General features: G+C 57.6%; 20 protein-coding genes. 7 read left to right on the top strand and 13 right to left on the bottom strand.

Annotation, left to right across the window (positions count from 1 at the left end; all coding sequences use genetic code 11):
* Positions 1-5: 5 nt before the first annotated feature.
* A complete protein-coding gene (locus AC6I8J_RS04315; protein ID WP_161735299.1) occupies positions 6-683 on the bottom strand; it encodes a CsgG/HfaB family protein in 678 nt (225 codons plus the stop codon).
* Positions 684-837: 154 nt separating this feature from the next.
* Between AC6I8J_RS04315 and AC6I8J_RS04310 the strand changes: the two genes are divergently transcribed.
* Positions 838-1,230, top strand: coding sequence for a cell envelope integrity TolA C-terminal domain-containing protein (locus tag AC6I8J_RS04310; protein ID WP_161735301.1), 393 nt, complete (start codon positions 838-840; stop codon positions 1,228-1,230).
* Here the strand turns inward: AC6I8J_RS04310 and qhpR are convergent.
* Together qhpR and AC6I8J_RS04300 are read right to left on the bottom strand one after the other, a co-directional pair.
* The gene (gene qhpR / locus AC6I8J_RS04305) at positions 1,227-2,294 is read right to left on the bottom strand and encodes an AraC-like transcriptional regulator QhpR (protein WP_161735303.1); all 1,068 of its coding nucleotides are present in this window, start codon (positions 2,292-2,294) and stop codon (positions 1,227-1,229) included. The two genes, AC6I8J_RS04310 and qhpR, sit on opposite strands and share 4 nt — an antisense overlap.
* Before the next feature lie 162 nt (positions 2,295-2,456).
* Positions 2,457-3,461: a phosphotransferase enzyme family protein gene (locus AC6I8J_RS04300; RefSeq protein ID WP_222925496.1), complete on the bottom strand. Its 1,005-nt coding sequence runs from the start codon at positions 3,459-3,461 to the stop codon at positions 2,457-2,459.
* A 249-nt stretch (positions 3,462-3,710) separates the two neighbouring features.
* Here AC6I8J_RS04300 and eat point away from each other — a divergent pair, with 249 nt between their 5' ends.
* Positions 3,711-5,075 (top strand): ethanolamine permease, encoded by a 1,365-nt coding sequence (gene eat, locus AC6I8J_RS04295; protein ID WP_497825123.1) that lies wholly within the window; start codon positions 3,711-3,713, stop codon positions 5,073-5,075.
* A gap of 84 nt (positions 5,076-5,159) precedes the next feature.
* On the opposite strand, the gene mak is transcribed toward eat, so the two are convergent.
* Positions 5,160-6,071 (bottom strand): fructokinase, encoded by a 912-nt coding sequence (mak, locus tag AC6I8J_RS04290; protein WP_161735307.1) that lies wholly within the window; start codon positions 6,069-6,071, stop codon positions 5,160-5,162.
* 146 nt (positions 6,072-6,217) lie between these two features.
* On the opposite strand from mak, the gene rdgC reads away from it, so the two are divergent.
* On the top strand, positions 6,218-7,129 hold the full coding sequence (gene rdgC / locus AC6I8J_RS04285) for a recombination-associated protein RdgC (protein ID WP_150013087.1): 912 nt from the start codon (positions 6,218-6,220) through the stop codon (positions 7,127-7,129).
* 60 nt (positions 7,130-7,189) lie between these two features.
* Here the strand turns inward: rdgC and ppnP are convergent, their stop codons facing one another.
* From ppnP to aroL, 3 genes are all read right to left on the bottom strand, one after another.
* Complete coding sequence (ppnP, locus tag AC6I8J_RS04280) at positions 7,190-7,486, bottom strand: pyrimidine/purine nucleoside phosphorylase (RefSeq protein WP_003850060.1); 297 nt, start codon at positions 7,484-7,486, stop codon at positions 7,190-7,192.
* Between the two features lie 247 nt (positions 7,487-7,733).
* Entirely contained in the window at positions 7,734-7,925 is a 192-nt protein-coding gene (locus AC6I8J_RS04275; RefSeq protein ID WP_161735308.1) for a YaiA family protein, read from the bottom strand.
* Between the two features lie 111 nt (positions 7,926-8,036).
* Positions 8,037-8,561, bottom strand: a complete 525-nt coding sequence (gene aroL, locus AC6I8J_RS04270; protein ID WP_161735310.1) for a shikimate kinase AroL — start codon at positions 8,559-8,561, stop codon at positions 8,037-8,039.
* Positions 8,562-8,877: 316 nt separating this feature from the next.
* Between aroL and AC6I8J_RS04265 the strand changes: the two genes are divergently transcribed.
* Entirely contained in the window at positions 8,878-9,606 is a 729-nt protein-coding gene (locus AC6I8J_RS04265) for a DUF2076 domain-containing protein (RefSeq protein WP_285086329.1), read from the top strand.
* Here the strand turns inward: AC6I8J_RS04265 and AC6I8J_RS04260 are convergent.
* Positions 9,603-10,058: a YaiI/YqxD family protein gene (locus tag AC6I8J_RS04260; RefSeq protein WP_003850071.1), complete on the bottom strand. Its 456-nt coding sequence runs from the start codon at positions 10,056-10,058 to the stop codon at positions 9,603-9,605. The genes AC6I8J_RS04265 and AC6I8J_RS04260 overlap by 4 nt on opposite strands.
* Before the next feature lie 168 nt (positions 10,059-10,226).
* Here AC6I8J_RS04260 and proC point away from each other — a divergent pair, with 168 nt between their 5' ends.
* Entirely contained in the window at positions 10,227-11,039 is an 813-nt protein-coding gene (gene proC / locus AC6I8J_RS04255) for a pyrroline-5-carboxylate reductase (protein ID WP_497825122.1), read from the top strand.
* A gap of 52 nt (positions 11,040-11,091) precedes the next feature.
* Here proC and AC6I8J_RS04250 read toward each other — a convergent pair whose 3' ends face one another.
* The 3 genes from AC6I8J_RS04250 to AC6I8J_RS04240 form a co-directional block, all read right to left on the bottom strand.
* Positions 11,092-12,618, bottom strand: coding sequence for an FAD-dependent oxidoreductase (locus AC6I8J_RS04250; protein WP_497825121.1), 1,527 nt, complete (start codon positions 12,616-12,618; stop codon positions 11,092-11,094).
* Between the two features lie 218 nt (positions 12,619-12,836).
* Positions 12,837-13,139 carry a PsiF family protein gene (locus tag AC6I8J_RS04245; RefSeq protein ID WP_161735318.1) on the bottom strand — a complete coding sequence of 101 codons (303 nt, stop codon included), beginning with the start codon at positions 13,137-13,139 and terminating at the stop codon, positions 12,837-12,839.
* A gap of 201 nt (positions 13,140-13,340) precedes the next feature.
* Positions 13,341-13,487, bottom strand: a complete 147-nt coding sequence (locus AC6I8J_RS04240; protein WP_253421186.1) for a hypothetical protein — start codon at positions 13,485-13,487, stop codon at positions 13,341-13,343.
* A 253-nt stretch (positions 13,488-13,740) separates the two neighbouring features.
* Between AC6I8J_RS04240 and AC6I8J_RS04235 the strand changes: the two genes are divergently transcribed.
* Complete coding sequence (locus tag AC6I8J_RS04235; RefSeq protein WP_497825120.1) at positions 13,741-16,878, top strand: beta-galactosidase; 3,138 nt, start codon at positions 13,741-13,743, stop codon at positions 16,876-16,878.
* Here the strand turns inward: AC6I8J_RS04235 and AC6I8J_RS04230 are convergent.
* A complete protein-coding gene (locus tag AC6I8J_RS04230; RefSeq protein ID WP_497825119.1) occupies positions 16,760-18,034 on the bottom strand; it encodes a multidrug efflux MFS transporter in 1,275 nt (424 codons plus the stop codon). The genes AC6I8J_RS04235 and AC6I8J_RS04230 overlap by 119 nt on opposite strands.
* A gap of 434 nt (positions 18,035-18,468) precedes the next feature.
* Here AC6I8J_RS04230 and AC6I8J_RS04225 point away from each other — a divergent pair, with 434 nt between their 5' ends.
* The gene (locus tag AC6I8J_RS04225; RefSeq protein ID WP_161736663.1) at positions 18,469-18,720 is read left to right on the top strand and encodes a biofilm development regulator YmgB/AriR family protein; all 252 of its coding nucleotides are present in this window, start codon (positions 18,469-18,471) and stop codon (positions 18,718-18,720) included.
* Positions 18,721-18,729: 9 nt separating this feature from the next.
* Here the strand turns inward: AC6I8J_RS04225 and AC6I8J_RS04220 are convergent, their stop codons facing one another.
* Entirely contained in the window at positions 18,730-19,047 is a 318-nt protein-coding gene (locus AC6I8J_RS04220) for a hypothetical protein (protein WP_161736664.1), read from the bottom strand.
* Positions 19,048-19,088: the final 41 nt, after the last annotated feature.

The following is a 19,088-nucleotide window of genomic DNA, read 5'->3' as shown; positions in this document are numbered from 1 at the left end:
CTTCCTTATTTAGCCGGGCGCCATGCGCCGTTGTTGATTCCATCCACTAAATGATCAACCGCTTCGCGAATCGCCAGATCCATCACTTTACCGTTCAGCGTCGAGTCATAGCTGCTGGTGCCGCCAAAGCCGATCACTTCGCGTGCCGAAAGCTGGTACTCGCCCGCACCCTGGGTGCTGTAAACCACTTCAGAGGTGGCGACATCCACCACGTTGAGATTCACTTTGGCATAGGCGATCTGAGTTTTGCCGCGGCCCAGAATGCCCCACAGCTGCTGATCGCCTACTTCTTTGCGGCCAAACTCGGTGATATCACCGGTGATGATGAAGTTCGCGCCTTTGATATTCTGCTGGCTGCGTTTGAAGTCTGACTCCTGCTGCAACTCTTTCAGGTTGCTGCGATCCAGCACGCTGAAGCGATTGGTCTGCTGCAGATGGGTAATCAGAATGGTTTTCGATTGATTACCCAGCCGATCGACGCCATCAGAGAAGATGCCGTTCATGTACGAGGAACGGTTATCAAACTGACCTACCGCAATCGGGCTGCGCACGCCCTGATAAACCGGCTGGCTGGCTGCGCGAACCTGCGGCGCCTGAATTGCACGGGAAGATTCGGTGGCACAGCCGCTGATCAGCGAGGTGGTTAACAAGGAGAGTGCCGCAAAGGCATATTTTTTCTGCATTTCTAATCCATGAAGTGAAAAGAGACATCATCCGCACAGGGGCGGTAAATTCTGGTTCTGCCGACAGTCGGAGGAATGCCATAGCATTCAGCATGCCGGTCTGTAGACTGTCGGCAGCAGACCGGAAGATCTTTAGAAAAAAGTGGCTAATTTAATGAATTTAATTAATACAATAGTGAGAATGTTGCCGGGTGTGATTATTGCTTTTTCGCTCAGTGCCTGTCAGCAACCTTTGTCAAAGCAACGTGATAGCGTGGCAAACCTGTGTGAGCCTGCGAAGGATCCGGACAGTAAATCCTGTCACTGGACTAATCAAATGCAGCCGGTACTGAATCGGCAGTTTACTGATGCGGTACGTTATACGGGTCAGCAATGTCTGGTACGGATGGAGTGGCAGCAACATAGCAGACATTATGCGGTGACGCAGACTCAGGGGGATGAGGCGCTCTGCCTGCGTGCCTGGCAGCTGGTGGCACAAACGCGCGATCTGCCACCGCCACCGGAGCCTGGACAACCGGCGTGGTTTGGCTTTGCGCCGCGTGGTTAGCTGGCCAGACCTTCCTGACGCCACTGGCGCGGACTGATGCCAAACCAGCGGCGAAATGCGCGTGAGAACGCGCTGACTTCCGAGTAGCCCAGCAGCAACGCCATCTCCGAGATCGGCAGCTGCTTCTGCTGCAGATAGTGCGTCGCCATCTCGCAGCGCACCTGATCCACCAGCGCAGTAAAGCTGCTGCCCTCTTCGCGCAGCCGTCGCTGCAGTGACCAGCTCGACAGCCCGAGTTTATCCGCCACCTCTTCCAGTACCGGCTCGCCCTGCATCAGCGATAAATTAACCTGCGAACGCGCCTGCTCAATCATGCTCTGTTGAGACGTCCCACGGTTCAGCCGCCGGATCGCATCCTGCATCACCATCAACAGGATCGGATCGCTCTCCGGCATCGCGCGCAGCAGATCGCGTTTCGGGATCACCAGCGAATTAAACGGCTGATCGAACCAGACCGGCGCATCAAATACTTTGCAGTGATCGTGCCACTGGCCGGGACGGGGGTGTTCGAAATGGACTTCACGTGGTGCCCAGTGTCTGCCAGCGACGTGGCGGATCAGATTCATAAACATTCCCAGCGTCAGCTCGGCATCCTGACGGCGCGACAGGATCGCGCCGTGCCGTACCTGATAGTCGAGCCGCCAGCACTCTCCCTTATCCACCAGCCGGGTTAAGGTGTCGTGCTGATGCCAGGGAAATGCGTTAACCACATTGTGCAGCGCCTGTTCCAGCGTATCGGAGCACAAGCCAATGTAGCCGATCAGACCTAATGACTGCGGTTTAAACTGCCTGCCGTAGTGCAAACCGAAGTTATCAAAACCGGAGTGACGCGCCGCCTCTTCCAGTACCCGACAATAGTTAACCAGCCCCAGGCTCAGCGTCGGGCTGGCCAGGCGCTCCGGATCGATGCCGCTGATGCCAAAAATGCGATCAACATCGCCGCCCTGAGAATGAATAAACTCGCTTAAACCGGTCGCCGCCGCAGCCAGCACGCCGTGATTGCCTGCCCCCGCCGCTGCAGAGCAGGCCGCAAATGCATCAGGCTTGATCAGTGTCGGATTCATGGTCGCCTCAGTCAGAAGTCAGGTGGATCACCCGTTCCTGAGATCAGAGCAAATTCCATACCAGGTTCCCAGGCCCCGCCGCACCGCCTGCGGGTGGTCCAGACTGCGCCCGGACACGGCATCCGGCACTGCGGCGGCGCAGCTACGCCCGCCGCTGGTGCATCAGACGCCGACCGGCAGCGGTTTACCCGCCAGATAATCGCGGCAGAGGCGGACCGAGTGACTGGCCCACTCCGGGCCGAGACTGCGCGCCATTTCGGTTTCAGCATGCGATCCTATCCAGGCGGTGAGCTGGATACGACGCTGGATCAGCAGCGCGGGCAGCATGGCCATCTCGGCATCGCTGATATGCGCCACCTGCTCATAACCGCGTATCCAGTGATCGATCCACTCTGGTGCGCGCGGATGATGCTCAACAAAACTGATCGCCGCCGCCAGATCGTGCAGATACCAGCCAAGTCCGCAGTCATCGAAGTCGATCACCCGCGTTTCGCCCTTGTGCAGCAGCAGATTGGTCAGCCGCAGATCGGCGTGGATCAGACCATAGCGATCCGATCCCTTACCAAACTGCGCCATCGCCGCGCCGACCTGCGCGATCGTCTGTTCGACGACGCCGTGATCGGCGGGAGGCAGAGTGGGCGCATCCTGCCAGCGTCCCCAGTGACTCTCAGCGCTGGTCATGGTGTGGTGATCCCAGATGATGCGCTGGAAACCCGCGGGTGGCTGCCACTGCTTACTGTGCTGATGCAGCCGCGCGGTAATCTGTCCCAGCTGCTGAAAGGCGCGGGGATCAACGTCGGTGGTCGGCATCTCCCCCTCGATCCAGTGAAACAGCACCACGTAGCGCTCACTGCCATCCGGCAGCCGCAGCGTCAGCACCGTTTCGCCCGCGTTGTCCGGCACCGCTTCCGGCACCATAATGCCGGTTTCGCGCAGCGCGTCGAGCCACAGCAGTTCGCTAAGGATATCCGCTTTCTGATGGTAATCGCCGCGATGCAGCCGCAGCGCATAACGCCGGCCTGCCGCTTTAACCAGGAACGTGGCGTTCTCTGAGCGGCACAGCAGGCTGAGCTGCCCCTGCAGCGCAGCGGGATAACAGGCCAGCGCCTGCTGCGCCATCAGGGTGAGTTGGGAATCAGTCAGGTTGTCATATTGTTTTGCGCTCATCATCCGGCTCCTTTTCACTTGCGTTATCTCAGCATGTGTTGCCAGAAGGTGAGTTGCTTGACCTCAGAAGAGACAAAGTTGACCGCAGCGTGCATCCGGCCCGGTTGTTGCCTGTGAGTTGACCGTGGAGGACAGAAGTCACTGCGCCCGCGTCAAGTCGTGGTGAGTAATGCAACGGCATTATCCCCTTACTTTAGTAGTTATGGCGGTGTAAGGCCGCGTGAGACCAACAACGACGGGGATAGCAGAATGACAAACGGACTCAAGCCCACTCTGGGCACCCTGCATCTGTGGGGGATTGCGGTTGGCCTGGTGATCTCAGGCGAATATTTTGGCTGGAGTTACGGCTGGGCCGTGGCGGGCACGCTGGGATTTCTGGTTACTACCGCGCTGATCGCCACGCTCTACACCTGCTTTATTTTTAGCTTCACCGAGCTGACCACCGCGATCCCTCATGCAGGCGGACCCTTTGCCTATAGCCGTCGCGCCTTTGGCGAAACCGGCGGGCTGATTGCTGGTCTGGCGACGCTGATTGAATTTGTCTTTGCGCCTCCGGCGATTGCCATGGCGATCGGGGCTTATCTGAATGTGCAGTATCCCGAACTCAATCCGAAAACCGCGGCGGTCGGCGCGTACCTGCTGTTTATGACGCTGAATATTCTCGGTGTAAAACTGGCGGCGATGTTCGAACTGGTTGTCACTGTACTGGCGGTCATTGAGCTGCTGGTATTTATGGGCGTGGTCTCACCTGGCTTCAGCCTGGCAAACTTTGCCGCACACGGCTGGGCGGGCAGTGACAGCTTCGGACTGCCCGCCTTCTCCGGCATTTTCGCCGCTATTCCCTTCGCTATCTGGTTTTTCCTTGCCATTGAAGGTGCCGCGATGGCGGCCGAAGAGGCGAAAGATCCTACCCGGACCATTCCCCGTGCCTGGATCAGCGGGATCCTGACGCTGGTAGTGCTGGCAATTGGCGTAATGCTGATGGCGGGCGGCGCAGGTGACTGGCGTAAACTGGCCGACATTAACGATCCGCTGCCACAGGCGATGAAAATGATCGTTGGCGAACACTCTACCTGGATGCATATGCTGGTGTGGATTGGGCTGTTTGGCCTGATTGCCAGCTTCCACGGCATCATCCTCGGCTATTCACGGCAGTTTTTTGCCCTGGCCCGCGCGGGCTATCTGCCGCCTTCGCTGGCAAAACTGTCGCGTTTCCAGACCCCACATCGCGCCATTATTCTCGGCGGCGTGCTGGGCATCGCGGCGATTTACAGCGATGGCGTGATTAATCTGCAGGGAATGACGCTGACGGCGGCGATGATCACCATGGCGGTGTTTGGCGCGATTGTGATGTACATCATGAGCATGCTGAGCCTGTTTAAACTACGCCGCAGCGCGCCGGAGATGGTGCGCAGTTTCCGCGCGCCGGGCTATCCGATTGTACCGGGCATCGCTCTGCTGCTGTCAGTCATCTGCCTGCTGGCGATGCTGTGGTTTAATCCGGTGATTGGCGCACTGTTTTTCGCCATTATGCTGGTCGGCTATCTCTACTTCCTCGCCACCAAAGCGCAGCGCGACCGGGCTCCGCAGGACACGATGCTGGTGGGCGAATAACCGCGGCGCGGCAGGATGCCGCGCCGGGGCTTAAGTTCAGCGCCAGAAACCCAGGCGCTGAACGTCAGCGGATGTGCGGGACACTCAGCCGTTAAGCGGCCAGAGCCACGCCGCACCGCGAACGCCGCTGGAGTCGCCATGCTGCGCCTTCAGCACCGGCGTTTCACACTCCCCGCCAAACACCCATTTCTTCATCAGCACCGGTACGGTCTGATAGAGACGATCCACATTGCTCATCCCGCCACCCAGCACGATCACGTCGGGATCGATCAGATTCACCACCTGCGCCAGCGATTTGGCCAGCCGCAGCTCATAACGGCTCATCGCCCGTTCGGCGATCGGATCCTGCTGCGTCAGCAGCGACACGATCTCAGCACCTTTGCGATGCACGCCACTCAGCCGCTGATAGTCGATACCAAAACCGGTGCCAGAAACAAAGGTCTCGATGCAGCCCTGCTGCCCGCAATAACAGGGCACTTCCTGACGGTAGCGCAGCTCATCTTCATCCATCCACGGCAGCGGATTGTGGCCCCACTCGCCGGCATTGCCGTTGCCACCGATGCGCGACTCCCCATTGATCGCTACACCCGCGCCCGACCCGGTGCCGATGATCACGGCAAACACCAGCGACTGTCCGGCACCCGCACCATCGACCGCTTCCGACACGGCCAGACAGTTGGCGTCGTTGGCAATACGCACTTCCCGGTTCAGCGCCTGAGCCAGATCTTTGTCCAGCGGCTGGCCGTTGAGCCAGGTAGAGTTGGCATTTTTCACCCGCTTACTGAAGGGCGAAAGCGAGCCAGGAATACCCAGCCCGACCGTGCCGGTCTCGCCGGTTTTCTGCTCCGCCAGTGTGACCAGATCGACAATCGCCTGCACCGTTGCCTGATAGTCATCACGCGGGGTATTCACCCGATGGCGGAACAGCTCCTGTCCCTTATCCGACAATGCAATCACTTCTGTCTTGGTGCCACCCAGATCTATGCCTATGCGCAAGGTTACCTCCTCGTTATTCGTTCAGGTGAGAGATACAGTAGAAGGCGGCTGCCTTAAAGGCAATGAAACCACTCCGATGTTTCGCTATCATGCGCGCTGACTCTCGCAGACTTGTGCGCCCGATCGCGCCACGGTAAGGAATCCCGATGTTGTGGTTTAAAAATATGATGGTTTATCGTCTGAATCGTGACATTCCGTTGTCCGCAGATGAGATGGAAAAACAGCTCGACGCCTTCACGTTTTCACCGTGTGGCAGTCAGGATATGAGCAAGACCGGCTGGGTCCCGCCGATGGGTAACCGCAGCGACGCGCTGACCCATGAGAACAAAGGCCAGATTGTGATTTGCGCCCGCAAAGAGGAAAAAATCCTGCCGTCGCCGGTCGTGAAACAGGCGCTGGAAGCGAAAATCGACAAGCTGGAATCTGAGCAGAGCCGCAAGCTCAAAAAGACCGAAAAAGATTCGCTGAAAGATGAAGTGCTGCACAGCCTGCTGCCGCGCGCCTTCAGCCGTTTCAGCCAGACTTATCTGTGGATCGACACGGTCAACAATCTGATTATGGTGGACTGTGCCAGCGCAAAAAAAGCGGAAGATACCCTGGCGCTGCTGCGCAAAAGCCTGGGTTCACTGCCGGTGGTGCCGCTGACGCTGGAAAACCCGATTGAGCTGACCCTGACCGAGTGGGTTCGTTCGGGCGATCTGCCTGCCGGTTTTGCGCTGATGGATGAAGCGGAGCTGAAAGCGCTGCTGGAAGATGGCGGCGTCATTCGCTGCAAGAAACAGGATCTGGTATGCGATGAGATCGCCAACCACATCGAAGCGGGCAAGCTGGTGACCAAACTGGCACTCGACTGGCAGGAGCGCATTCAGTTCGTGCTGGCGGATGACGGTTCGGTGAAACGTCTGAAGTTCAGCGACACGCTGCGCGACCAGAACGACGATATCGACCGCGAAGATTTTGCTCAGCGCTTTGATGCTGACTTTATTCTGATGACCAGCGAACTGGCCGCACTGACCAGCAATCTGGTGGAAGCCTTAGGTGGCGAAGCCCAGCGTTAATCAGAATCACCCGGACAGACATGGTTTGCCCAAAAAAAGGGCCGCTTAGCGGCCCTTTTTTTAATCTTTGTCTTTCAGGTAGCGGCAGAGATAGGAACTTGGCTCGCCGACCTGCAGATGAAATTCACTGTGACCCGGCACGTTAAACACCGAACCCGCTTCAAACCATTTCCACTCAGTCTCACCCGGCAGCAACACCTTAAGCGAGCCGCTGACGACGGTCATCTCTTCCGGCTGGCCGGTTCCAAATGTGTATTCACCTTCAGACATCACGCCCACGCTGGCACGACCGGTGCTCGCACTGTCAAAACCGATAGATTTAACTTTTCCGTCAAAATACTCACTTACGTTGAGCATAATAGTTCTCCAGAGCACATGTTGTGTGTCTGGAAGTGTAGAAGGGAACCCGCTGATCTGTCACGCGAAATGATGGTCGTTTGTGATCTCTTCCGATGGGAGAGCGCGTTAAGCAGGTGGTCCGGGCAGCACTGTTTTGATTCGGCTATGGGGATTTGGGGAGTCAAACATAGAGGGAAAAGATCAGGCAACTTACGGGCAGATTAAAGCTGAGCAGCAGGCTGGCGTCCCTGCCAGCCGTGACGTGTTACTCTTTTTCGACGTCTTCGTAGCGCGCTTTAGCATCATGCGCTTCTTCTTCCGTCTCGTGCTCGCTGATTAATGAATTCGGTTTGGGATGATCAGCACGCAATTCGTAAGAAGTGACTTTATTACCTTCAGTGCCCTTTTCAACGGGCACAACTTTCGCTTCACGTGGGTACGGTGGTCTGGTCGGCATACTGTGTCCCTCTTGTCTGAATAACATTCCACAGGACAGGCCGCTGCCTGTCATAGAGTAAGTATAGACAATGCCATCCGAAGCGGGATCAAAGCGGGAAAAATCGGAGGGTTAGCTGGCGCGCGCCAGGGAAAGTGACAGCAGAATCTCTTCCACCACGCACGCCGGCGATTGCATGGCGTTGACCTGATGATGGGCCGCCGCCTGGTAGAGATGCGCACGTTCACGCAGCACATCACTCATCTCATCGGCAATCGGACGTCCGGTCAGCGTTGGACGCTGAGCCGCTTCAGGTTCGCTTTCCAGTCGTTCTGCCAGCACTTCGGGCGACGCGCTGAGCCAGATCACCCGGCCCTGCTCCTGCATGAAGCGGCAGTTCTCTTCAGCCAGAATCATACCACCACCGGTAGCAATCACGGTCCCGGGTGCTGTTACCGCTTTAAGCGATTCCGTTTCACGGGCGCGAAAACCTTCCCAGCCTTCTGCCGCAACAATCTCAGCCACGCTGCGCTGCGTGCTGAGTTGCAGATAGTGATCGGTATCTCTAAAGGCGTAGCCCAGCGCCTGCGACAACGCTTCGCCGACCGTGGTTTTGCCGCAACCGCGAGCGCCAATCAAAAAGATGGGTAGTGACATCAGGGCCATTCCTCCGCCTGACCGCGCGATGCGGCTGCATGGTGAGCTTAATAATGCGACGCATGATAACTGGAAATTATTATGGCCTCCACCTGTCAGGCATGATTTACGCATTTTCGTTACCTGAACAGCGATAACATTCGTATTTTCAACAGGAAAAGCATGCACGTTTTGTGCATCAGGGCGCTAACAGGACGATAAAACAACGCGTAAAGTAGCGTCCGGAATGCGCTGGCAATATTTGCTTACCGCCGCGATTTTACTTTTCTCACTGGCGCCCACATATACTGATAAATATTGCCACAGGAGAGTCATCATGCAACGCGAAGAACAACAACTGATCGAAGGGCTGTTCAGCCGTCTGAAACAGGCTGAAAGCCAGACCGTGGCACGCGATGCCGCAGCCGAACAACTGATTAATCAGCATCTTCAGGCGCAGCCGGGCGCGCCTTACTACATGGCGCAGGCGATCCTGATTCAGGAAGCGGCACTGAAAAAACTTAATGAGAAAGTGTCAGCGCTGGAAAGCCAGGTTGCACAGTTGCAACAGCAACAGCAGCAGCAACCCGCACAGAGCAGCGGCGGCTTTCTGTCGGGACTGTTTGGCAGCGGTTCGCGCCAGCAGCAGCCCGTTCAGCAGCAGCAACAATCGTCGCCGTGGAACAGTGCACCGCAGCAACCGGCACAGCAGCAATATGCTCCTGCCCAGGCACCCGCGCCACGCGGCACCGGTTTCCTTGGCGGCGCACTGCAAACAGCGGTGGGCGTGGCTGGGGGGGTCGTGATGGCCGACATGCTGACCAGCATGTTCCACCATTCACAGCCGGAAGAGATTGTGAACATCATCAATGAGCCGCCATTGCCGGAGGTGAATGATAATCTCAACACCTTCAACGGTGGCGATGACAACGCCGATGCCTTTAACGGCGGTAATGATAACGCCTTCCTGGACCAGAACTCGGGCTGGGACAGTAATTATGCTGACAACAGCGATCTGAACGATTTTGGCGGCGGCGATTTCGACGACGACGATAGCTTCGTTTAAGTAGAGCGTTTCTGCTGAGTGAGCCAGCTGTCCAGCTCATTGGCAAACTGCTGGCGGTCACGCGGACTCATCGTCGCGGGGCCGCCGGTCTGCACGCCGCTTGACCGCAGAGTATCCATAAAATCCCGCATCGTCAGGCGTTCACGTATCGTGGCCGGTGAGTAGCGCTCGCCGCGCGGATTCAACGCTGCCGCCCCTTTCTCAATCACCTCAGCCGCCAGCGGAATATCGGCGGTGATCACCAGATCGCCGGGCTGACAACGTCTGACAATCTCATTGTCCGCCACATCAAATCCGGCTGGCACCTGCAGGGTGCGCAGGTAAGGCGATGGCGGCACACGCAGAAACTGGTTTGCCACAAAAGTGACCGTGGTGGCGGTGCGATCCGCCGCACGGTAGAGCACCTCTTTGATCACATTCGGACAGGCATCGGCATCGACCCAGATAAACATCATGATTCCTTACAGTCAGAGAAGCCTGAGATCTTGCCGGGTTCTCCCTGAATGGCAAATTTTATTTGCGGCACGCTTTCCAGCCCGCACCCGGCTGACTTGTTATTCGGGCTGGCTGAAGTAAGCTAGCCCACTGAGAAAACCGAATAATGTCCTAAGGAGATGGCGATGCTGGCAAAAAAAATCGGGTTTATCGGCGGGGGAAACATGGCGAAAGCCATTATCGGCGGACTGGTCAATAGCGGTAAAATCGCCCCGTCTGATATCTTCGTTTACGATCGCAAAGCAGAGACCAACCAGGCGATGGCAGAACAGTATGGCATCAACGCGGCTGAGAGCGCGGATGCGCTGGCACGTGAAGTGGACATCCTGTTCGGCGCGGTAAAACCCAATGTGATCCTGAAAGTATTAAAAGAGCTGGCCGGCAGCCTGAAAAAAGAGGCGCTGGTGGTGTCGATTGCGGCGGGCGTGACGCTGGATTCGCTTTCATCGGTGCTGGGCTACGATCGTAAAATCATCCGGGCGATGCCGAATACGCCTTCGCTGGTCAGCGAAGGCATGACCTCGGTCACGCCCAACGTGCTGGTTGAGCAGGCGGAGATCGACGAGGTCGTTGCGATTTTTGAGAGCTTCGGCAAAGCGGCCGTGGTGGATGAATATCTGATTCACTCCGTGGTCGGCGTCAGCGGTTCTGCGCCGGCCTACGTCTTTATGTTTATCGAAGCGATGGCGGATGCGGCCGTACTGGGCGGCATGCCGCGCGCCCAGGCCTATCAGTTTGCTGCACAGGCGGTAAAAGGAGCGGCGGAGATGGTGCTGACCAGCGGTAAACATCCGGCTGAACTTAAAGATATGGTCTGCTCACCTGGCGGCACCACCATTGAAGCCGTGAAGGTGCTGGAAGAGAAAGGGATGCGGTCGGCAGTGATTGAAGCAATGCAGCGGTGCATGGCGAAGTCCGAAAAACTGAGCCGCAGCTAAGCGTCAGGCATTGCGCAGGGCGGACCAGCTCGCGGCCCGCCCTGCGCGCAGCTTAACTGATGTGCGCCTGACAGAGCGCTACCGCGTCGGCAAGCGTCATCGGTTGCTGCATCCGCTCCACCAGCTCAGCGGTCAGCGTGTACATACCGCATGAGCAGATCGCGGCCAGTTGCCCCTGCTGACCATAAAACGCCATAAACTTTTTGTCCTCCAGCGAGCCGATCAGCTCGAAATTATCCCATTCTGCTGCGTGGCCAACATACTCATAACGGGTGCCATACTGCGTCGTCCAGAAAAACGGCACACGATCAAAGGTGACGTTCTGATCCAGCATATTCCATGCGGTAGTCTGTCCCTGCTGATGCGCGACGCGATAGTGCTCAATGCGCAGCGGCTCCTGTGCCGACGGATACGTGGCGATATCACCCGCCACCCAGATATTGTCAGCGACCCGTAAATGCTCGTCTGCCTGCAGACTGCCATCCTCTGCCAGCGGCAGATCGTGGATAAAGTCGGTAGCCGGTTTAACGCCGGTAGCAAACAGCACAACATTCGCGTCCAGCTGCCGTCCGCCCTTAAGCTGCACGCCACTCACCTGCTGGTCGCCCTGCAGTGATGCGATCTCACCCTGCACCCATTTCACGCCGTTTTGCTCGTGCAACTGGTAGAAATAGCGGCCAATCTGATCGCCAAACCGTTTTGCAAAGGGCAGCGCCTGACGGGCAATCACTGTAACGTCGATGTCACGGTTACGCAGTGCCGACGCCAGCTCGGTGCCGATAAAACTGTTACCGATAATCACGATTTTATGGGTCGCATCCACCGCCTGAAGCAGCTCATCGGTCTGCGCTTTGCTGCGCAGCAGATAGACCCCGTCAAGATCGCTGCCCGGCAAATCGGGACGGACAGGCTTCGCGCCGCTGGCGATCAGCAGTTTGTCGAAGGCAAGCGTTTTGCCATCGTCGAAGATCAGCCGTTGCTGCTGCGCATCGAGGCGGCTCACGGTTGCCTGCACTCGTTCAACGTGATCCATCACATCCGCTTTCAGCAGCTGTGGCACCTCGCTGATGTCCATTTTGCCCGACGGCACAAATTTGGTCAGCGCGGTGCGGTCGTAAGGTGCGTCCGCCTCCCGCTCAACCAGAATCAGGCGGCCTTTGAAACCGTCATGACGCAGACGCCACAGCGCTGCGCTGCCCGCCGCGCCACCACCCAGCACCACATAGACCGGCGCGGCTGCCCCGCTGCCAATGGGGGCAGCGGGTGACATCGCTTTAGGATTCACCAGCACCCGCCCCTGTTCGATGCGCAGCGGATACTGTTTGAGATCGGCTAGCGCCAGCGGTTCACACATTTTGCCGTCGGCAAGATCAAACGCGGCTTTGTGCCACGGGCAGACCAGCCGGTCGCCGCAGATGGCGCCCTGCTCCAGCGGCGCGCCCGCGTGTGGACATTTCGCCTGATACGCGCGTACGTTGTCCCCGTCGCGAATCAGTAAGACCTCTACCTCACCCAGCGTTTTTTTAACCGGCTGTCGCTGAGGCAGATCGTTCAGGTCGGTGGTAAATTGATAGTTCACGGCATGGCTCCTTTCGCTGTTTCTGGACTGATGCTGCGCGGTAAAACGAGGCCTGCGCAAATCCTCACAAACAGTAAGTGTGGCAAAGGAACCAGGAAGCCTGACGCCGAATGTTTGTCAGAAGGTTAACCTGCTGTTGTGAAAGATAATTTAATCGTCTTCAGGCGGGCAAGGAATCGGCAGGGAGAAGCGGCCACCTGCGTGGCCGTGAGGGATGATTAGCTTTTTTTCAGGCACTGGCTCATAAAGGTTTTACGCGCGTCGCCTGCCAGCTTTTTATCGCCAGCTTCGCCGTTACAGCTTTTCATTTTCATCTGCTGCGGCGTCATGTGCGACAGTTTGCTGTCCTTTTTCAGGCATTCACTCATAAAGGTTTTACGTGCTTCCCCTTTGAGATCCTGAGATTTGGCGTGCTGGTTACACATCGTCATTTTCTCCTGCTGCGGCGTTTTTTCCGCCGCACCCGCCATACCACTGACCAGCAGGCCCGCCATCATCATCGCCATTAAACTGACTTTCATCTTGTTATCTCCACAATGGATTGTCACCTGTTATTCTGGCAGCGAATAAGCAAAGCGGAAAATGTTTCAGGTCAAAGTGACGTGAAGATCCCATTCCCGTCTGGGACTAACGGCGTTACTGGCGGGGATGCCGCAACAGCTTTTCGATGTAACTGCGCAGCAGGCGCACATCGTCATTTGCCAGCATTCATCAGGCAGGGCTTAACGGGGATCGACAAATCCGCGGCCCGGCCCGCCGCCATGTCCGCCCCAGCCACCCCCACCGCCGCCACCAGGAGGCGGGAAAAGACATCCACTTAATGCAGTCACTAATGCCACAACGGCAGCCAGCTTAACGATTCGTACCATATTTACCTCAGGGTGATGAAATCGGGCTGAGTGTATGAAGGCACCCGCATGGCGACAAGTGAGATTCCTCCGCTTCCGGCTGCTATTCATCTTTGCTGACCAGACTTAACGTTTTACAGTCAGTAAGCCGCCACATTCTCAACAGTGCGGCCCGCTTTCGGGGCAAACTATTTGTGCAAATCGGGATGGCGAACGCTTTACAGCCTGAACAATATTCCGCATTGTGAGCGCATCACATTTACAGGATATAACCATGACTCTCTCACAGGCTGCTTTCAGTGACATCCTCTCCCGGCGCGACTGGGAAAACCCGGTCATAACCTCGCTGCATCGGCTGGATGCGCACCCGCCTTTTGCCAGCTGGCGGGATGAAGCGGCAGCGCGAGATGACACGCCCTCCGCGTCACTAAAGAGCCTGAATGGGGAGTGGGGTTTCAGTTACTTTGTACAGCCTGAGGCGGTCCCGGCCAGCTGGTTACTGCAGGATCTGCCGGATGCCAGCACGATTCCGGTCCCGGCAAACTGGCAGATGCACGGTTTTGATGCGCCCATTTACACTAACGTGCAGTATCCGATTCCGGTTAATCCTCCGCTTGTGCCCAAAGAGAACCCGACCGGATGTTACTCGCTCACATTCAGCACGGACGCTGCCTGGCTCACTTCCGGGCAGACACGCATCATCTTTGACGGTGTCAATTCAGCCTTTCATCTGTGGTGCAACGGAAGCTGGATTGGCTACTCTCAGGACAGCCGCCTGCCCGCCGAATTCGACCTGACGCCTTATCTGCGACCAGGCAAAAACCGGCTGGCGGTGATGGTGCTGCGCTGGAGCGACGGCAGCTATCTGGAAGACCAGGATATGTGGCGGATGAGCGGCATTTTCCGCGATGTCACGTTACTGCATAAGCCGCAGGTGCATCTGGCCGACGTGCAGCTGGAAACCCGGCTCAGCCCGGAGTTTACCCGTGCCGCGCTGCGCGCCCAGGTCCGCGTCGCCCTGCCGCCAGAGGTCACCACGCACTATCAGCTGCGCCTGACGCTGTGGCAGGGTGAACAGCCGGTTGCGCAGTGTCAACAGCCGCTGGGTAGCGCCATTATTGACGAGCGGGGCCACTATCCTGAACGCGCCCTGCTCAGTCTGCCGGTGGAACGGCCTGTACTGTGGAGCGCCGAAATGCCCCATCTCTATCGCGCCACGCTGGCGCTGCTGGATGGGGATCAGCAGCTGGTCGAGGTGGAAGCCTATGATGTCGGCTTCCGTCAGGTCACTATCGATAACGGCTTGCTCTGTCTCAACGGCAAACCGCTGCTAATCCGTGGCACCAACCGCCACGAACACCATCCGGAGCGCGGTCAGGTGGTGGATGAGGCGACGATGCGCCGCGACATTGAGCTCATGAAGCAGCACAATTTCAATGCGGTGCGCTGTTCGCACTATCCCAATCATCCGCTCTGGTATCGGCTGTGCGACCAGTATGGGCTTTATGTGGTGGATGAAGCGAATATCGAAACTCACGGCATGCAACCAATGAACCGGCTCTCCGACGATCCCCGCTGGTTCGCTGCCTATAGCGAACGCGTGACGCGTATGGTGCAGCGCGATCGTAATCACTGCAGCATTATTATCTGGTCGCTGGGTAATGAGTCTGGACATGGCACCACGCATGATGCGCTCTACCGCTGGGTGAAAAGCAGCGATCCTACCCGTCCGGTACAGTATGAAGGCGGCGGTGCGGACACCGCCGCGACCGATATCATCTGCCCTATGTATGCCAGGGTCGATGAAGATCAGCCGTTCCCGGCGGTGCCGAAGTGGTCGCTGAAAAAGTGGATCGGTCTGCCGGGCGAAACCCGTCCGCTGATCCTGTGTGAGTACGCGCATGCGATGGGCAACAGCTTTGGCGGTTTCGCGAAATACTGGGAGGCATTCCGTCAGTTTCCGCGTCTGCAGGGCGGCTTCGTCTGGGACTGGGTTGATCAGAGCCTGACCCGTTATGACGATCAGGGCCAGCCATGGCAGGCCTACGGCGGCGATTTTGGCGATAAGCCCAACGATCGCCAGTTCTGTATGAACGGGCTGGTGTTTGCCGATCGCACGCCGCATCCGGCGCTGTATGAGGCGCAGCGCGCCCAGCAGTTCTGGCAGTTTACGCCCGATCCCGGCGACCCGCTGAGCTTGACGGTCAGCAGCGACTACTTATTCCGTCACAGTGACAATGAAGTGCTGCGCTGGCGCATTGAGCAGGAGGGCCAGGTGGTGACGGAAGGTGAAGTCTCACTGGATATCGGCCCGCAGGGTCAGCAGCGGATCACGCTGCCGTCACCGCCCGCGTTACAGGGCGAATGCTGGCTTAACGTTGCGGTTCATCAGATTCACCCGACCCGCTGGAGTACTGCGGACTGGTGTGTCGCCTGGCATCAGTGGGCGCTGCCTTCGCTGCTGGTGCTCCCCCCGCTGCCGGAAACAGCTGAAGTACCTGTCCTCTATGATGACGCCAGTGAGATTGTCGTCACTCACCAGCAACAGCGCTGGCATTTTTCACGCCACAGCGGTGAACTGACGCAGTGGTTTGTGAATGAGGCACCGACGCTGCTCTCCCCGCTTCAGGACTGCTTTATTCGCGCGCCGCTGGACAACGATATCGGCACCAGCGAAGCAGAGCGGGTGGATCCCAATGCGTGGGTTGAGCGCTGGAAAGCGGCAGGTTATGACCAGATGAGCAGCCAGCTGGTGTCGATAGCCGCGAATGCGTTGCCGCAGGCGATACAGATTGAGACGCTGCATAGCTGGATCGCTAATGACCAGCTCGCCTTTATCAGCCGTAAGCGTTATCTGATCAATGCGCAGGGTGAGTTGCAGTTACAGCTTTCCGTTGTGCAGTCTCGCGGTTTACCACCGCCTGCACGCATCGGATTGCGCTGCGCGCTGGCGCAAATCCCGCAGCAGGTAAGCTGGCTCGGCCTGGGACCGCATGAAAACTATCCCGATCGCCAGCTGGCCGCGCAGTTCTCACGCTGGCAACTGCCGCTGGATCAGCTTTCAACGCCCTACGTTTTCCCCAGCGAGAATGGTCTGCGTGGCGGCACCCGCCAGCTCGACAGCGGCAGCTGGCAGGTCAGCGGCGATTTTGCTTTCTCGCTGAGCCGCTTCAGTCTGGAGCAGTTGCGTGAAGCCTCCCACCGCCACCTTCTGCGTCCGGAAGCGGGCTGCTGGCTGCACCTGGATGCCTTCCATATGGGCGTCGGCGGCGATGACTCCTGGAGCCCCAGCGTCAGTCCTGAGTTTTTGCTGACTCAGCAGCGCTGGCAGGCTGAGCTGACGATTTGTCAGCCGACGCGGGCAGCACAGTCTTCGGACGCCGGTAAAAGCGTTTCAGGAACAGGACATTAATCAGCACTACAACGGCGGTGGCACAAAAGACCCAGCGGAAACCTGCCACCGCCGATACCGCTGCGCCCAGTAATGGGCCAGCAACATTGCCAAGATACATAAACGACTGGTTATAACCGAAGATCCGGCCGGTGATAGTGTCGCGCGAATGACGCACCAGCAGCGTCTGTACCGCAGGCATCATCGCGCCATCGGCGAAGCCCAGCAGAAAACGTAAGATGCCCAGCTGCGTGGCACTGGTGACAAAAGACATGGCGATAAACAGCAGCAGCGAGATAACCATCGTTGCGAGCAGAATACGCTGCGTGCCGATGCGATCGCCGAGTCGCCCCAGACGAGGCGCGGCCAGCAGTGCAGAGACGCCAGGCAGCGCGGCAATGACCCCGCTAAGAAAAGCGATATTCTCAGCGGTGGGTGCCAGTTCCCGCACAAAGAGCGTCAGGATAGGGTTCACCGATCCGTTGCACATCTGGATGACCATGGTGGTGAAAAACAGGCAGAGCATCAGCTTTGGGTTGTCCAGCGAACGAAAAACCTCGCGTCCGCTGAGTTTCTCTTTTTTACTCACCGGGGTGTAACCGGTCTCTTTAATCATGAACAGCGTCACCATAAAGCTGACCATCAGCAGCGCCGCGGTGACGATAAATACCGTGCGCAAACCGACCCAGTCAGCCAGCAGCCCACCCAGCATCGGCCCCAGAATCACACCGCCAATCTGCCCGGTGGAGACACAGCTCAGCGCCCAGCCGCTACGTTCACGCGGCACCTGAGCCGCCACCAGCGCCATCGCGTTGGGGATATAGCCAGAGGTCAGCCCCATCAGGGCGCGCAGCAGCAGTAACTGCCAGGCTTCGGTGACAAAAGCCTGTAGCAGGATCACCACGCCCATACCAAACGCCGCGCGCAACAGCATCAGTTTACGCCCTTTGCGATCGGCCAGACTGCCCCACAGCGGGGCGACCGCCGCCGAAACCACGAAGGTGATACTGAAGGTGAGCCCCGACCAGAGACTCAGGGACTCGCCTCCGGTGACGCCAAGCTGCTCAAGGTAGAGCGGCAGAAACGGGATAATCTGGCTGATGGCCAGGCCAGTAAAAAAACAGCCAAACCAGACTGAGATCAGGTTTATCTTCCAGGGTTCAATAGTGCGTGGCATGGGCAGATGATTCAAAGAGAGGGAGTGCTTAGTTTAACGCGACGATTCTTAACGTGACCGACATAACATGGCACAAACGGCAAAAGACAGGATTCCTCTTGATTCAGCGCAATTACCCGCGAAAATTTTCTCTGACCAGCGGTTTACAGCGTGAATCCCGTGGCCGATGGCCTGCCCTGGCACCCTCTTCCTCAACCATGCCTCATCAATATGGAAAAATATGTCATTCTGTTACTGACAACGATTCACGCCGCTTCTATGTTTAAAAAATCGCCAGTCGTGGCGATGTGACGATCATTCTGCCTGGCGCGACGTCCTCCGCTAAAAAACGGTCCAGACCATCCGGCTACGCTGAGGCAGTTCAGCTTATGACGTGCATAGATGCCCTTACACCTGCGTAAGGGTCGGGGTAGCGTTTCAGCGGAGGTAGGGAAATGAGAGTGCAAACAAGCAGTGCCAGCCGCGCTATCAGTGACTATTTCAATAGCCCGAACTGGCGAATACCGCCAGAGTCCGATCTGCTGGCGGTTATTCTGCGTGAAATTATGGAGGCGGGAGAACCCGCGACCAGTAAGGCACTGATTGCGCGGGTGATCGACAAACTGGAAGTCGAAGGCGATGAGGCGCAGTTGCAGCGGTATCGCACCCTGCTGGCACAGCTCATCGACACGCATCCGGAGGTGTAAAGCGTCGGTTTACTTCACCCAGCGCAGTTTATCCGCTTCGCTGACGCTGGCCCGTCCGCTGCTGAGCTGAAACAGGCAGAGCTCGCGTCCACGCCTGTTTTTCATATGCTGCTGGGGATAGCGCCCCTCCAGCAACAGTGCGCTGTAACCTGTGTTGTCGTCATACTCAATCGGCTCGCCCAGCACCTTTACTTTACTCAGATGGCTGGCATTAATACACGCCTGTGTCATGATCTGGCGGCTCTTCTGCCAGGCCTCTTCACTGGACGCCTGTGCCAGTGTGCTGCTGAGTAACAACGTGGGCAGCAGTGCCCCTATGCATTTCATCTTCTCCGCTCCTGTTCCGGCCCGAAGGCGCTAAAAAAATT

Source organism: Pantoea sp. X-Soil-ISGK-355, assembly GCF_059730805.1.
Note: the sequence above shows the minus strand (reverse complement) of the source record. Positions and strands in the feature narration are given on the sequence as shown.

Coding starts and splice junctions, on each gene's coding strand:
- AC6I8J_RS04300 (WP_222925496.1), bottom strand. CDS start 3,461: ATGAGCGCAAAACAATATGACAACCTGACTGATTCCCAACTCACCCTG.
- proC (WP_497825122.1), top strand. CDS start 10,227: ATGCTGGCAAAAAAAATCGGGTTTATCGGCGGGGGAAACATGGCGAAA.
- eat (WP_497825123.1), top strand. CDS start 3,711: ATGACAAACGGACTCAAGCCCACTCTGGGCACCCTGCATCTGTGGGGG.
- aroL (WP_161735310.1), bottom strand. CDS start 8,561: ATGTCACTACCCATCTTTTTGATTGGCGCTCGCGGTTGCGGCAAAACC.
- AC6I8J_RS04315 (WP_161735299.1), bottom strand. CDS start 683: ATGCAGAAAAAATATGCCTTTGCGGCACTCTCCTTGTTAACCACCTCG.
- qhpR (WP_161735303.1), bottom strand. CDS start 2,294: ATGAATCCGACACTGATCAAGCCTGATGCATTTGCGGCCTGCTCTGCA.
- AC6I8J_RS04260 (WP_003850071.1), bottom strand. CDS start 10,058: ATGTTTATCTGGGTCGATGCCGATGCCTGTCCGAATGTGATCAAAGAG.
- rdgC (WP_150013087.1), top strand. CDS start 6,218: ATGTTGTGGTTTAAAAATATGATGGTTTATCGTCTGAATCGTGACATT.
- AC6I8J_RS04275 (WP_161735308.1), bottom strand. CDS start 7,925: ATGCCGACCAGACCACCGTACCCACGTGAAGCGAAAGTTGTGCCCGTT.
- AC6I8J_RS04240 (WP_253421186.1), bottom strand. CDS start 13,487: ATGGTACGAATCGTTAAGCTGGCTGCCGTTGTGGCATTAGTGACTGCA.
- AC6I8J_RS04225 (WP_161736663.1), top strand. CDS start 18,469: ATGAGAGTGCAAACAAGCAGTGCCAGCCGCGCTATCAGTGACTATTTC.
- AC6I8J_RS04235 (WP_497825120.1), top strand. CDS start 13,741: ATGACTCTCTCACAGGCTGCTTTCAGTGACATCCTCTCCCGGCGCGAC.
- AC6I8J_RS04265 (WP_285086329.1), top strand. CDS start 8,878: ATGCAACGCGAAGAACAACAACTGATCGAAGGGCTGTTCAGCCGTCTG.
- AC6I8J_RS04310 (WP_161735301.1), top strand. CDS start 838: ATGAATTTAATTAATACAATAGTGAGAATGTTGCCGGGTGTGATTATT.
- AC6I8J_RS04245 (WP_161735318.1), bottom strand. CDS start 13,139: ATGAAAGTCAGTTTAATGGCGATGATGATGGCGGGCCTGCTGGTCAGT.
- ppnP (WP_003850060.1), bottom strand. CDS start 7,486: ATGCTCAACGTAAGTGAGTATTTTGACGGAAAAGTTAAATCTATCGGT.
- AC6I8J_RS04230 (WP_497825119.1), bottom strand. CDS start 18,034: ATGCCACGCACTATTGAACCCTGGAAGATAAACCTGATCTCAGTCTGG.
- AC6I8J_RS04220 (WP_161736664.1), bottom strand. CDS start 19,047: ATGAAATGCATAGGGGCACTGCTGCCCACGTTGTTACTCAGCAGCACA.